This window comes from Serratia sp. CY81684 (assembly GCF_052166595.1).
Lineage (GTDB): Bacteria > Pseudomonadota > Gammaproteobacteria > Enterobacterales > Enterobacteriaceae > Serratia > Serratia nematodiphila.
The window spans coordinates 398,242-412,245 of record NZ_JBJNOO010000005.1; the positions used below are offsets into that span (position 1 = coordinate 398,242).

The window sequence follows — 14,004 nt, forward strand, 5'->3', positions numbered from 1 at the left end:
CGGGCGTTTTTCGCCGCGTCAGCCTCGCTCTGCGCCATTTTCGCCCGTTATCGCCTTGGCACGTTTTATGCTCGATTGATTGACAGCCTGCAATGTCGACGAGGTGACGATGCTGAATATCAATCTTTCCGCTTCACCGTTTTTTGATGAGATGCTTCTGGCTGAGGGAAAACACCGTGGCCACTACGACGCCTACTGGCAATGGCTGCAGCAGGCCGATCACCAGGCCGTGCAACGCAAGCGGGAAGAGGCTGCGCTGCTGTTTCACCGGGTGGGCATCACCTTCAACGTCTACGGCGACGATGACGGCGCCGAGCGGTTGATCCCGTTCGACAGCGTGCCGCGCATTATTCCGGCCGCCGAATGGGCGATGCTCGATCGCGGCATTCGCCAGCGCGTACAGGCGCTCAATGCCTTCCTGCATGACATTTACCACCAGCAGCATATTCTGAAGGCCGGCCTCATTCCGGCGGAGCAGGTGCTGGCCAACGATCAGTATCAACCCTGTATGCAAGGCGTTGATCTGCACCGCGATATCTATGCGCATATCGTCGGCGTGGACATGGTCCGCAACAGCGACGGCCAATACTACGTGCTGGAAGATAACTTGCGCACCCCGTCCGGCGTCTCTTACATGCTGGAAAACCGCAAAATGATGATGCGTCTCTATCCGGAACTGTTCGCCCGGCAACGCATCGCGCCGGTGGAGCGCTACCCGTCGCACCTGCTGCAAACGCTGCGCGAAAGCTCGCCCATCAACGATCCCACCGTGGTGGTGCTGACGCCGGGCCGCTTCAACAGCGCCTATTTTGAGCACAGTTTCCTGGCGCAGCAGATGGGGGTGGAGCTGGTCGAAAGCGCCGATCTGTTCGTCAAGGACGGCGCGGTCTTCATGCGCACCACCGCCGGGCCGTGCAAAGTGGACGTGATCTATCGTCGGGTGGACGACGCCTTCCTCGATCCGCTGGCGTTTCGGCCGGACTCGATGCTCGGCGTACCGGGGCTGCTGTCGGTGTATCGCGCCGGCAATGTGGTGCTGGCCAACGCCATCGGCACCGGCGTGGCCGACGACAAATCGATCTACCCCTACGTGCCGGATATGGTGCGCTTCTACCTGCAAGAGGAACCGATCCTCAACAACGTGCCAACCTGGCAGTGCCGACATAAAAACGAACTGTCGTATGTGCTGGCCAACCTCGAACAGATGGTCGTGAAAGAGGTGCACGGCGCCGGCGGCTACGGCATGTTGATCGGCCCCACGGCGAGCAAGGACGAGCTCGCCCGCTTCCGCGCGCTGCTGCTGTCTCGCCCGCAGAATTACATTGCGCAAAACACGCTGGCGCTGTCCACCTGCCCGACCTTCGTCAACGACGGTCTGGCGCCGCGGCATATCGATCTGCGGCCGTTCGCCCTCAGCGGCGCGGAGATCCGCCTGGTGCCCGGCGGCCTGACCCGGGTGGCGTTGGCGGAAGGTTCGCTGGTGGTGAACTCGTCGCAGGGCGGCGGCACCAAGGACACCTGGGTATTGGAGGACGACCTATGCTGAGCCGCACCGCCAGTGAACTCTATTGGATGGCCCGCTATCTGGAGCGGGCGGAAAGCATCGCCCGGGTGCTGGACGTCACCAACAAGCTGTCGATGATGCCGATCCGCGACGGCGGCGATCAGGATCTGCAGGTGCCGCTCAACCTGACCGGCACCGGCCAGCTGTATGCCGCCGCCTACTCGGAATTGACGATGCCGAATCTGGTCAGTTTCTTCGCGCTCGACAACCGCAACCACAGCAGCATCTTCAGCTGCCTGCAAATGGGCTGGAACAACGCCCACGCGGTGCGCGGCAGCCTGTCGTCCGAAGTCTGGGAGTGCATCAACGCCACCTGGATAGAGATGAAACTGATCCGCCGCCAGGGCATCGGCTCGGTGGGCGCCGATGCCTTCTTCGACTGGGTGAAGGAGCGCGCCCATCTGTTTCGCGGCGCCATGTTCGGCACGCTGCTGCGCAGCGACGCCATGCGCTTTATCCGTCTCGGCACCCTGCTGGAGCGGGCCGACGGCACCGCCCGTCTGCTGGAGGTGAAGAACACGCTGATGGACATCGACGGCGACCCGGTGCGCGAATATTACCGCATGGACACGCTGCTGCGGGCGGTGAGCGCGCGCGAAGCCTACCACAGCATCTACAAGCAGCCGTTGAGCCGCGAGACCATCGCCGAACTGATGATTCTGCGCAATGAAATCCCGCGTTCACTGCTGGCCTGCGTCGGCGACATGGTGCAGCAATTGGAACTGATCGGCGGCGGCGCCAACCAACCGCGACGTCTGGCGCACACCCTGCATGCCGAGCTGCGCTTCAGCAGCATGAAGGATCTGAACAAGATCGGCCTGGGAGAGTGGTTGAGCGCCTTTCTCGGCCAGGTGAACGGCATCGCCGAAAGCATCCATCACACTTATCTGGAGGCGCAATGAAACTGAATATTGAGCACAACACCCATTATCGCTACGCTCAGCCGGTGCAGCGCAGCACCCAATATCTGCGGCTGACGCCGCAGGATTCGCCCCATCAGCGCATCCTCTCCTGGCAACTGTCGTTGCCGGATGACGCGGTGCGCACCACCGACGCCTTCGGCAATGTACTGCACGTGCTGACGCTCGATGAACCGCATCAGGCCATCACCATTCGGGTGCTCGGGGAAGTGGAGATTGAAGACGGCGTCGAAGATCGGGCGCTCGGGCACCTGTCGCCGCTGGTATTTCTGCGCCATAGCCCGCTGACCCAGCCCGATGACGCCATTCAGGCCTTCGCCCTGCGTTATCATCAACCGCAGGCGGTGCTGAGCGGCCTGGAACATCTGATGGGTGAACTGCTGCTGAAGATGCCTTACAGCCCTGGCTCCACGCGCGTGACCGACAGCGCCGCCGAGGCGTTCGCCGCCGGCAGCGGCGTGTGTCAGGATCATACGCATGTCTTTCTGAGCTGCTGCCGCAGCCTGAACATCCCGGCGCGCTACGTCAGCGGCTACCTGTACAGCGAAGACTCGACCCATGTCGCCACCCATGCCTGGGCGGAAGTGTGGGTGGAGGAACGCTGGCACAGCTTCGACGTGACCAACAATACACGCATGCCGAATCAGCACCTTAAGCTGGCGGTCGGCATCGATTATCTGGACGCCTGCCCGGTGCGCGGTATGCGATTGGGCGGCGGCTGCGAAGACATGAGCGCCATCGCCGCCGTACAAATGATGCCAACCGGCCAGTAGCCGCTTGCCGATGGAAAAGGTTTCGGGCACGCTGCGCGTTGGCGGCGTGCCGGTCTTGTTTTGAGGGATTGTAGTATGACCTACTGTGTGGCCATGCGTTTGTCGTCCGGGCTGGTCTTTGCGTCCGATTCGCGCACCAACGCCGGGGTGGATCATATTTCCACCTTCCGCAAACTGCACGTGTTCCAACAGGACGGCGATCGCACGCTGGTGCTGCAAAGCGCCGGCAACCTGGCGACCACTCAGAGCATCATCAGTTTGCTGTTGCACCGCAGCAAGGACGCCGAACGCCCCAACCTGCTCAACGCTCCCAGCCTCTACGACGCCGCCACGCTGGTGGGGGAAACGGTGCGCGAGGTGATCCAGCGCGACAGTGAGGCGCAGCAAAGCGGCAGCACCACCGACTTCAGCTGCAACCTGTTGCTCGGCGGCCAAATTAGCGGGGAAGAGATGCGGCTGTTCCATATCTACCCGCAAGGCAATTTTATCGAAGCCACCCGCGACACGCCCTATTTTCAGATAGGCGAAAGCAAATACGGCAAACCGATCATCGACCGGGTACTGCACTACGACACGCCGCTGGAACAAGCGATGCAATGCGCGCTGATTTCACTGGATTCAACCTTACGCAGCAACCTGTCCGTCGGGCTGCCGCTCGACGTGATGATCTACCCGCGCGACAGCTTCAGCCATGCCCGGCAATACCGCATTACCGAAGATCATCCGTACTTCAGCGCCATCCGCAAGGGCTGGGGCGAAGGGCTGGTCAGCATTTTTACCCAGTTGCCGCCGCTGCAGCTGTAGGGATCCGGGCTCACACGAGCCCGTCCGCTTCATTGCGGCTGGAGCCCCCGCAGCAATGCCTCCAGCGGGTACACCGCCGCAATCACCACTTCGTCGCGCGTCTGCGCCGCCGCATCCAGCTGGCGCTGCGCTTGTTCGGCTTCGGCCCGGCTCAGCGGTTTGCCCTGCTGATGGCGCTCCAGCAGCGTTAAGCCCAGCAAGGCCAAAGCATCGACGTCCTGCGCCACCGGCGCCAGCTCCCGCAGCGCACGGTTGCCCGCGATCGCCGTCTGCAGCGCCGCGCCGTTCGCCTGCCAGCGCTGCAACCGTTCGCGCAGCGCCTGCGCCGCCGCCTTATCGCGCTTATCCTTCAGCAAAGCCGCGACCTGCGCATGCATCTCGCGCACCGCCTCGCTCTCCGGCGGCAGCGCATCGGCAAAGCGATTCAGCGGTTCGAACTGATGATAGTTGCCGGCCTGGAACTTCAGGTGCTGGCGGGTGTAATACTGCGCCGGCTCCACCGCCTCGGCCAGGATCTGCAGCGGCATGATCTGCACGCTGTTGCTCAGCCGGGTGAATTCGCGCGCCGTTTCCACGTGCTGCTGCAGGCCGACCGACACCACCGACCAGGCGTCGATCGCCGCCAGCCGCCGGTACATGTTGCTTTCATCGGTGACGTCCTGCGCCGACCACAGCCGCTCCGCCACCGCGAAGGCGCGCGGCCACAGCTTGAGATCGAGCAGCGGCGCGCGCACGTTTTCCGCCCACAGCGCCGCTTCGCCGCCGAGAATGTTGGCCTGCCCCTTCTCATCCGGCACCACCGGCATCTTGCCCGCCGGCGCCGCCGCCAGCTTGTCGCCGCTGGTGGGGTAACGCACGTTGCCGACCAGCGTATAGCCGCTGAGCTTGTCCTGTTGCAGCGTAAACACCGGCCGTGTGTCGCCCATCCAGGTATCGACGCGGAACGTCACCTGCTGCGGCGTGCGCCAGACGATGTCGTGCACCGCGCGGCGTGACTTGCCGTTGAAATCGATAAAGCCGCGCCAGCCCTGCTTGCCCTCGATCAGCGTGAAGCTGCCTTCCACCGCGCTGCCCTTCAGGCGCGGCATGCTGAAACGCCAGCTTTGCGCCTGCTCGCCGGGTTGCACCGCCGTTTCGACCCCCAGCGGCTGCGGCAGAATTTCATTGCGATAGTGATAGGCGGTGCTTTGCGGCTGATCGAGATAGAAACCGGTGGAGAGAATGCCCTGATAGCCATCCTGCGCGCTGGCGCCCAGCGAGTCTTGCCCCTGCCAGGATTGAATGACGATCGAACGCGGCAGCGACGGGTGGTAGATCTCATCCCAGCCGACCATCTGCCGCTGGTGCTTCTCGAGGATCTTTTCCAGCTTCTGGTTGAAGTAGGCCTGCAGCGCATGGGTATCCGCCAGCCCGTTCTGCTGCATAAACGCCTGAATCGACGGCGACGCCCGCCACTGGCTGGCGTCCACTTCGTCGCCGCCGATGTGCAGATAAGGATCGGGGAAGATCGCCGCCAGCTCGCCGACGATCGTGTCGACAAACTGATAAACCTCGTCGCGGGTCGGATCGAGCGTCGGCTTATGCACGCCCCACTCGCGCTCCATGCGATACGGCCCCGGCGCGCTCATCAGATCGGGATAGGCCACCGCGATGCTGGAGGCGTGCCCCGGCATGTCGATCTCCGGCACCACGCGAATGCCGCGCGCCGTGGCGTAAGCCACCACCTGCTGCATCTGCTCGCGGGTGTAAAACAGGCCGTCGCTGGCCTGCTGCTGCAATTTGGGGTAATGCTCGGAGGCGAAGCGCCAGCCCTGATCGTCGGTCAGGTGCCAGTGGAATACGTTGAGCTTGGCCGCCGCCATGCCGTCAAGCTGGCGCAGAATGTCCGGCAGCGGCAGGAAATGGCGCGCCGAATCCAGCAGCACGCCGCGCCACGGAAAACGCGGCACGTCGCGAATATCCACCAGCGGCAGAAAAGTGTTTTGCCCATCGGTCTGCAGCAGCTGCAGCAGGGTCTCCATGCCGCGCAGCGCGCCGAAGCGGGTGTTGGCGGTCAGAGTGGCGCCCTGCGGCGTGACCGCCAGCCGGTAGCTTTCGTCGCTGCCCGGCAGTGGCTGCGCCGCCACCCGATCCTTGATCACTACCTTGATCGCCGCGCCGTTCGCTTCTTCCCTCGGCGCCAGCGTCCAGCCGGTCTGCAGTTCGATGCGCTGGCGCCAGCGCGGCAGCGCGTCGCCCAAATCATCGCCCTGGAGGCTTAACGACAGCCGGTGATCCAAAATCAGTTTGCCCGCCGGTTGCGTCACTTCCACTTGCTGCGGCCAGGGCATCAGCGGCAAATCACCCGCCGGCTGCGCCAGCGCGCCGCAAGAAAACCATAACGATGAAGCCAGTAGCGTATAACGGAAAGGTCTGTGCATCGGAAATTCCTCAGAGGAAAAAAATCAATAAAAACAGCCAACGCTGTAGATAAAGACTCAGCACAGAACAGATGTCCAACCGTTGCGGTGAAAAAGCGGACGGGATCACAGTTGCCCCTCCCGGCCGGAGGGGGCGAACGGGTTATTGCCAGCCGTAGCGGCGCACGAACCAGCCTTTCACGCACTGGGTCAACACCATGTAACCGGCGAGGATCAGCACCAGCCACGGGAAGTAGGCGAGCGGCAGCGCCTGCAGCTGCAGGAAGCCGGCCAGCGGCGAGAACACCAGGCCGATGCCGGTGGCGATCACCGCCAGCGTCATGATGCACAGCGGCCAGGACGGACGGCTCTGGATAAACGGAATTTTGCGCGTGCGGATCATGTGCACGATCAGCGTTTGCGACAGCAGCCCTTCCACGAACCAGCCGGACTGGAACAGCGTCTGCATTTCCGGGGTATTGGCCTTGAACACCCACCACATCAGGCTGAAGGTCAGCACGTCGAAGATCGAACTGATCGGCCCAAAGAACACCATAAACCGCCCCAGATCGGCGGAGTTCCAGCGCTGCGGCTGGGTGATCTGATCGTCGTCGACGTTATCGAACGGGATGGCGATCTGCGAGATGTCGTACATCAGGTTCTGAATCAACAGGTGCAGCGGCAACATCGGCAGGAACGGCAGGAAGGCGCTGGCGATCAGCACGCTGAACACGTTGCCGAAGTTGGAGCTGGCGGTCATCTTGATGTATTTCAGCATGTTGGCGAAGGTGCGGCGCCCTTCGATCACCCCCTGCTCCAGCACCATCAGGCTTTTTTCCAGCAGGATGATGTCCGCCGCTTCCTTGGCGATGTCCACCGCCGAATCGACGGAGATGCCGATATCGGCCGCGCGCAGCGCCGGCGCGTCATTGATGCCGTCGCCCATAAAGCCCACCACGTGCCCCTGGCGGCGCAGCAGTTTGACGATGCGCTCCTTGTGCAGCGGCGTCAGCTTGGCGAACACCGTGGTGCGCGCCGCCGCCTGCGCCAGCTGCTCGTCGTCCATCTGCTCGATCTCGCTGCCGCGCAGCAGATGATCGGCCTCGAGCCCGACGTCACGGCACACTTTGGCGGCCACCAGCTCGTTGTCGCCGGTGAGGATCTTCACCGTGACGCCGTTCTGTTTCAGCGCCGCCAGCGCCGGCGCGGTGCTCTCCTTCGGCGGATCGAGGAAGGCGACGTAGCCTTCGAGGATCAGATCCGACTCGTCCGCCACGCCGTATTCATGGGTTTGCGCCGGCAGGATCTTGTTGGCCACCGCCACCACCCGCAGCCCCTGCTGGTTGAGATCGTCGGTGATGCGGCGGATCCTCGCCAGCAGTGCCTCGCTCAGCGGGATCACCTCGTCTTCGTGGCGCACGTGGCTGCAAATCGCCAGCATCTCTTCCAGCGCGCCCTTGCACACCAGCTCGTGATACGCGTTGTCTTTGGCCACCACCACCGACATGCGGCGGCGCACGAAGTCGAACGGGATCTCATCCACCTTGCGGTAGTTTTGCAGCGCCTGCGGCTGCTGATTTTGCTCCGCGCAGCTCAGCACCGCCACGTCGAGCAGGTTTTTCAGCCCGGTCTGGTAGAAGCTGTTCAGCCAGGCGTAGCGCAACACCCGCTCACTGCCGGCGCCGAACGCATCGGTGTGGCGCTCCAGCACGATCTTGTCCTGGGTCAGGGTGCCGGTCTTGTCGGTGCACAGAATGTCCATGGCGCCGAAGTTCTGGATGGCGTCCAGCCGTTTGACGATCACCTTCTGGCGCGACAGTTTCACCGCCCCTTTGGCCAGCGTCGAGGTGACGATCATCGGCAGCATTTCCGGCGTCAGCCCGACCGCCACCGACAGCGCGAACAGCGCCGCTTCCCACCAGTCGCCCTTGGTGTAGCCGTTGATCAGCAGCACGATCGGCGTCATCACCAGCATAAAGCGGATCAGCAGCCAGCTGACCTTGCTGATGCCGCTCTGGAAGGCGTTCGGCTGCTCATCCTGGCTGGTGACGCGCTGCGCCAGCTGGCCGAAATAGGTGCCGCCGCCGGTGCCGATCACCATCGCCAGCGCGGTGCCGCTGACCACGTTGGTGCCCATGAAGCACAGGTTCCGGCAGTCGAGCGGATCGGCCGCCAGCGTCTGTGGCGCCGCAGATTTCTCCACAGGCAGCGATTCGCCGGTCAGCGCCGCCTGGCTGATGAACAGATCCTTGGCCGACAGCACGCGCAGATCCGCCGGGATCATGTCGCCGGCCGCCAGCTTGATGATATCCCCCGGCACCAGCTGCGCGATCGGCAGCTCCACATGCTCGCTTCTGCCGGTGAGCGCATCGCTGCGGATCACCGTGGCGGTGTTGCTCACCATCGCTTTCAGCGCATCGGCCGCCCGGTTGGAGCGCGCCTCCTGGATGAAGTTCAGCAGCGTGGAGATCAGCACCATCAGCGCGATCACCAACGCGCCGGTGAGATCTTCGGTGGCGTAAGAGATCATGCCGAGCGCGGTCAGCAGCAGGTTGAACGGGTTGCGGTAGCAGTGCCAGAGGTGTTGCCACCAGGCCTCTTTTTGCTGATCGTCGATGACGTTCTCGCCGCAGCGCTGGCGCACCTGTTCCGCCTCATGGGCGGTGATGCCTTCCGGATGGCTGTGAAAACGCTCAAACAGCTGCATCGTCTCTGCGGCGGCGCATTCCAGCCGCTGCTGCGCCAGGCCGGCAGGCATATCGCGCGCAGCGCCGCTAACGCCGTCCAGCAGGCTGTCGCGGCGCACCAAACGGCGCGGGAGGCCGCGGGCGAATAGGCCCAGCAGCTGACGGGGGAGTTTTTTCAGTTTCATGGTTCGCACCTCGTCGCCCGGTGCCTCACGGCAGCGGGTAAACGGGGATCGTCATCGGCCGGGCGAATGGCGGATGCGCCAAAAAGCCTCTGCCAACGCAGATCCTTATTCTTTTTTTCAGCAGCAGGAGCGAACGACGAAGCGCGCGCCACCGGTTACCGTGATGTTTTTCACCGGTAAAACAGCAGCGCCAGGCGGAGAGGTTTTACCGGAGAACCGAGTGAGTGTCTAAAGCAGTCGGGTCGGGGTCCATATGGGGTATAACCTCCGGTAAAGGGAAAAACAGAGCGGCAGGAGCGGCCGTTCAGCGCAGTGCAACAATCCCGTTTTGCATCAAGATCCGCGTGGGAAAATGAGCTATGCTGACGGGCATTGTTTTACAGGCCATTATGTTACGCCTGTCCACCTCAACGAAAAGTAAACCATGCAAAACCGGCTGACCATCAAGGACATCGCGCGCCTGAGCGGCGTAGGCAAATCCACCGTCTCACGCGTGTTGAACAATGAAGGCAGCGTGAGCCCGCAAACCCGCGAACGGGTGGAAGCGGTGATCCGTCAGCAAGGGTTTACCCCCTCCAAGTCGGCGCGCGCCATGCGCGGCCAGAGCGACAAGGTGGTGGGCATCATCGTTTCCCGTCTCGATTCGCCGTCGGAGAACCAGGCGGTGCGCACCATGCTGCCGCTGCTGTACCAACAGGGCTTCGACCCGATCGTGATGGAGAGCCAGTTCGAAACCCGCCTGGTGCAGGAGCATCTGCACGTACTGCGCCAGCGCAACGTCGACGGCGTGATCCTGTTCGGCTTCACCGGCCTGACCGCGGCGATGCTCAAGCCGTGGCAGGAAAAAATGGTGGTGATGGTGCGCGAATACGACGGCTTCTCGTCCGTCTGCTACGACGACGCCGGCGCGGTGAACCTGTTGATGGATCGTCTGTACCGGCAGGGGCATCGGCATATCGGCTATCTGGGGGTGCAGCTCAGCGACGCCACCACCGGCCAGCGCCGCTACCAGGCCTATCTCGACGCCTGTGAACGCCTCACGCTCACGCCGCGCGCCACGCTGGGCGAGCTGAGTTACCAGAGCGGTTTCCAGCACGCCGCCGAAGTGATCGATGCGCACACCAGCGCGCTGATCTGCGCCTCCGACAGCATCGCCCTCGGCGCGATCAAGTACCTGCAGCAGCAGCCGGCGCGCGCCATTCAGGTGTGCGCCATCGGCAACACCCCGCTGCTCAGCTTCTTGTTCCCCGACACTCTGTCGGTGGAGTTCGGCTACGGCAGCGCCGGCCTGCTGGCCGCGCAGCAGCTGCTGGCGCAGCTCAGCGGCGAACAGGGGATCCGCCGCCTGGTGGTGCCCAGCAAACTTTCCTGACTCCCTGATTAGAAGTTGACCATTTTTTGCCATTTTGTGATCCTCGCCCCAAACCGGGAACGTTCCCATTTCATTCAAAAAGCCGAGTGGCTAAGCTTTGATCATTACTCAGTCAACACCTCTGCAGGTATCCCATAATGAGCAAAGTAAAACAGCAGGATATTGATCGCCTGATTGTTTTGGTCGGCGGCCGCGAGAACATCGCCACCGTCAGCCATTGCATCACCCGGCTGCGTTTCGTCCTCAATGACCCCAGCAAGGCCAGCCCAAAGGAAATCGAAGAGCTGCCGATGGTCAAAGGCTGCTTCACCAACGCCGGGCAGTTCCAGGTGGTGATCGGCACCGACGTCGGCGACTACTATCAGGCGCTGATCGCCAGCACCGGCGTCAACGAGGCCGACAAGGAGCAGGCCAAGGTAGCCGCCCGCCAGAACATGACCTGGACCGAGCGTACCATCTCCCACTTCGCCGAGATCTTCTTCCCGCTGCTGCCGGCGCTGATCAGCGGCGGTCTGATCCTCGGCTTCCGCAACGTGATCGGCGACATCCCGATGTCCGGCGGCCAAACGCTGGCGCAGATGCACCCGGCGTGGAAAACCGTTTACGACTTCCTGTGGCTGCTGGGTGAAGCGATCTTCATGTTCCTGCCGGTGGCCATCTGTTGGTCGACGGTGAAAAAGATGGGCGGCACGCCGGTGCTCGGCATCGTGCTGGGCGTCACCCTGGTGTCGCCGCAGCTGATGAACTCCTACCTGCTCGGCCAGCAAACGCCGGAAGTGTGGAACTTCGGCTGGTTCGTGATCCAGAAAGTCGGCTATCAGGCGCAGGTGATCCCGTCGATCCTGGCGGGGATGGCGCTGGGCTGGATCGAAACCCGGCTGAAAAAGATCGTTCCCGACTATCTCTATCTGGTGGTGGTGCCGGTGGTCTCGCTGCTGCTGGCGGTGTTCCTGGCGCACGCGCTGATCGGGCCGTTCGGCCGCATGATCGGCGACGGCGTCGCCTGGGCGGTGAAATCGGTGATGACCGGCAGCTTCGCGCCGGTGGGCGCCGCGCTGTTCGGCTTCCTGTATGCGCCGCTGGTGATCACCGGCGTGCACCAGACCACGCTGGCTATCGACATGCAGATGATCCAGAGCATGGGCGGCACCCCGGTGTGGCCGCTGATTGCGCTGTCCAATATCGCGCAGGCCTCGGCGGTACTCGGCATCATCATCATCAGCCGCAAGGCCAACGAGCGTGAAATCTCGGTGCCGGCGGCGATCTCCGCCTACCTCGGCGTGACCGAACCGGCGATGTACGGCATCAACCTCAAATACCGCTTCCCAATGCTGTGCGCGATGATCGGCTCCGCAATCGCGGGCCTTATCTGCGGCCTGGACGGCGTGATGGCCAACGGCATCGGCGTCGGTGGCCTGCCGGGCATCCTGTCTATCAAACCGCAGTTCTGGCTGATTTACTCGCTGGCGATTCTGGTGGCGATCGTCATCCCGCTGGTGCTGACCATCATGGTCTACAAACGCAAGGCCGCCCGCGGCGAGCTGCCGGTTTAATTGACGCAAAATGAATGTAGGGGCCTGCTCGCGCGGGCCCGTTGTCACGATTCAAAGGTATTGAACTATGAGCAACCCAACCCCCTGGTGGCAGAACGGCGTCATCTACCAAATTTATCCGAAGAGTTTTCAGGACAGCACTGGCAACGGCTACGGCGATTTGGCCGGCGTGACCCGGCGGCTGGACTATCTGCAGGAGCTGGGCGTGGACGCCATCTGGCTGACGCCGGTCTACGTGTCGCCACAGGTGGACAACGGCTATGACGTGGCGGACTACTGCGCCATCGATCCGGCTTACGGCACGATGGCGGACTTCGAGCAGCTGGTCGCCGCCGCCCACCAGCACGGCATCCGCATCGTGATGGACATGGTGTTCAACCACACTTCGACCGAACACCCGTGGTTCAAGGCCGCGCAGGATCGCCACAGCCCGTATCGCCAGTTCTATGTCTGGCGCGACGGCGAAGGCGATACGCCGCCGAACAACTGGCGTTCCAAGTTCGGCGGCAACGCCTGGCAGTGGCACGCCGACAGCGGCCAGTACTACCTGCACCTGTTCGCCGCCGAGCAGGCGGATCTCAACTGGGAGCACCCGCCGGTGCGCGAAGAGCTGAAGAAAGTGTGCCAGTTCTGGGCGGACAAAGGCGTCGACGGCCTGCGCCTCGACGTGATCAACCTGGTGTCCAAACAGCAGGATTTCCCGTCCGACTGCCAGGGCGACGGCCGCCGCTTCTATACCGACGGCCCGCGCATCCACGAGTTCCTGCAGGAGATGAGCCGCGACGTGTTTCAGCCGCGCGGCCTGATGACGGTGGGCGAGATGTCCTCCACCACGCTTGAGCATTGCCAGCGCTACGCGGCGCAGAGCGGCGAAGAGCTGTCGATGACCTTCAACTTCCACCACCTGAAGGTGGACTACGCCGGCGGCGAAAAATGGACGCGGGCGGCGCCGGATTACGTGGAACTGAAGCAGATCTTCCGCCACTGGCAGCAAGGGATGCATAACCGCGCCTGGAACGCGCTGTTCTGGTGCAACCACGATCAGCCGCGCATCGTGTCGCGCTTCGGCGATGAAGGCGCACTGCGGGCGCCGGCCGCCAAAATGCTGGCGATGGTGCTGCACGGCATGCAGGGCACGCCTTATATCTATCAGGGCGAAGAACTCGGCATGACCAACCCCGGCTTCCGCGCCATCGAGCAGTATCGCGACGTGGAAAGCCTGAACATGTACGCCGAACTGCGCGCCCAGGGCCGCAGCGACGCCGAGCTGCTGGCGATCCTGGCCGACAAATCGCGCGACAACGGCCGCACGCCGATGCAGTGGAGCGCCGCGCCGCACGCCGGTTTCACCACCGGCACGCCGTGGATCGGCTGCGCCGAGAACTACCCGCAGATCAACGCCGAAGCGGCGCTGGCCGACCTCGACTCGGTGTTTTACGCCTACCGCCAGCTGATCACCCTGCGCAAGCAGTACCCGCTGCTGACCCACGGCGACTATCAGGATCTGGCGCCGGAACACCCGGCGCTGTGGTGCTATCAGCGCAGCTGGAATGGCCAGCGCCTGCTGGTAGCGGCCAACCTGAGCCGCGAGCCGCAGGCCTGGACGGCGGCGGGCGTGGAGCCTTCCGCCCAGTGGCGCCCGCTGATGAGCAACTACAGCGACTCGGCAGACCAGCCGCAGGCGCTGACGCTGCGGCCGTTCGAAGCGGTGTGGTGGCTGCTCGAAGACTAACCCCGCAGGGCGCGG

The 14,004-nt window shown here is 63.2% G+C and carries 9 protein-coding genes; 7 read left to right on the forward strand and 2 right to left on the reverse strand.

Going from position 1 to position 14,004, the window contains the following annotated elements; translation table 11 throughout:
- The first annotated feature begins 109 nt into the window (after positions 1-109).
- From ACJ8QF_RS19895 to ACJ8QF_RS19910, 4 genes are all read left to right on the forward strand, one after another.
- Entirely contained in the window at positions 110-1,546 is a 1,437-nt protein-coding gene (locus tag ACJ8QF_RS19895) for a circularly permuted type 2 ATP-grasp protein (protein WP_004933380.1), read from the forward strand.
- Positions 1,540-2,466: an alpha-E domain-containing protein gene (locus ACJ8QF_RS19900; protein WP_325962634.1), complete on the forward strand. Its 927-nt coding sequence runs from the start codon at positions 1,540-1,542 to the stop codon at positions 2,464-2,466. Before ACJ8QF_RS19895 ends, ACJ8QF_RS19900 begins: the two co-directional genes overlap by 7 nt.
- Positions 2,463-3,257: a transglutaminase family protein gene (locus tag ACJ8QF_RS19905; RefSeq protein ID WP_004933384.1), complete on the forward strand. Its 795-nt coding sequence runs from the start codon at positions 2,463-2,465 to the stop codon at positions 3,255-3,257. The genes ACJ8QF_RS19900 and ACJ8QF_RS19905 overlap by 4 nt, the downstream gene beginning before the upstream one ends.
- Positions 3,258-3,332: 75 nt before the next feature.
- Complete coding sequence (locus ACJ8QF_RS19910; RefSeq protein ID WP_015376453.1) at positions 3,333-4,061, forward strand: proteasome-type protease; 729 nt, start codon at positions 3,333-3,335, stop codon at positions 4,059-4,061.
- Between the two features lie 29 nt (positions 4,062-4,090).
- On the opposite strand, the gene ACJ8QF_RS19915 is transcribed toward ACJ8QF_RS19910, so the two are convergent.
- Both ACJ8QF_RS19915 and mgtA read right to left on the reverse strand, forming a co-directional pair.
- Positions 4,091-6,481, reverse strand: a complete 2,391-nt coding sequence (locus ACJ8QF_RS19915) for a beta-N-acetylhexosaminidase (protein ID WP_442537789.1) — start codon at positions 6,479-6,481, stop codon at positions 4,091-4,093.
- Positions 6,482-6,623: 142 nt separating this feature from the next.
- A complete protein-coding gene (gene mgtA / locus ACJ8QF_RS19920; RefSeq protein WP_442537790.1) occupies positions 6,624-9,332 on the reverse strand; it encodes a magnesium-translocating P-type ATPase in 2,709 nt (902 codons plus the stop codon).
- 424 nt (positions 9,333-9,756) lie between these two features.
- Here mgtA and treR point away from each other — a divergent pair, with 424 nt between their 5' ends.
- The 3 genes from treR to treC all read left to right on the forward strand — a co-directional run bounded on the left by treR (position 9,757) and on the right by treC (position 13,989).
- Positions 9,757-10,704 carry a trehalose operon repressor TreR gene (gene treR / locus ACJ8QF_RS19925; RefSeq protein ID WP_015376450.1) on the forward strand — a complete coding sequence of 316 codons (948 nt, stop codon included), beginning with the start codon at positions 9,757-9,759 and terminating at the stop codon, positions 10,702-10,704.
- A 137-nt stretch (positions 10,705-10,841) separates the two neighbouring features.
- Positions 10,842-12,257, forward strand: coding sequence for a PTS trehalose transporter subunit IIBC (gene treB / locus ACJ8QF_RS19930; RefSeq protein WP_004933394.1), 1,416 nt, complete (start codon positions 10,842-10,844; stop codon positions 12,255-12,257).
- 67 nt (positions 12,258-12,324) lie between these two features.
- The gene (gene treC, locus ACJ8QF_RS19935) at positions 12,325-13,989 is read left to right on the forward strand and encodes an alpha,alpha-phosphotrehalase (protein ID WP_171453235.1); all 1,665 of its coding nucleotides are present in this window, start codon (positions 12,325-12,327) and stop codon (positions 13,987-13,989) included.
- Positions 13,990-14,004 lie beyond the last annotated feature (15 nt).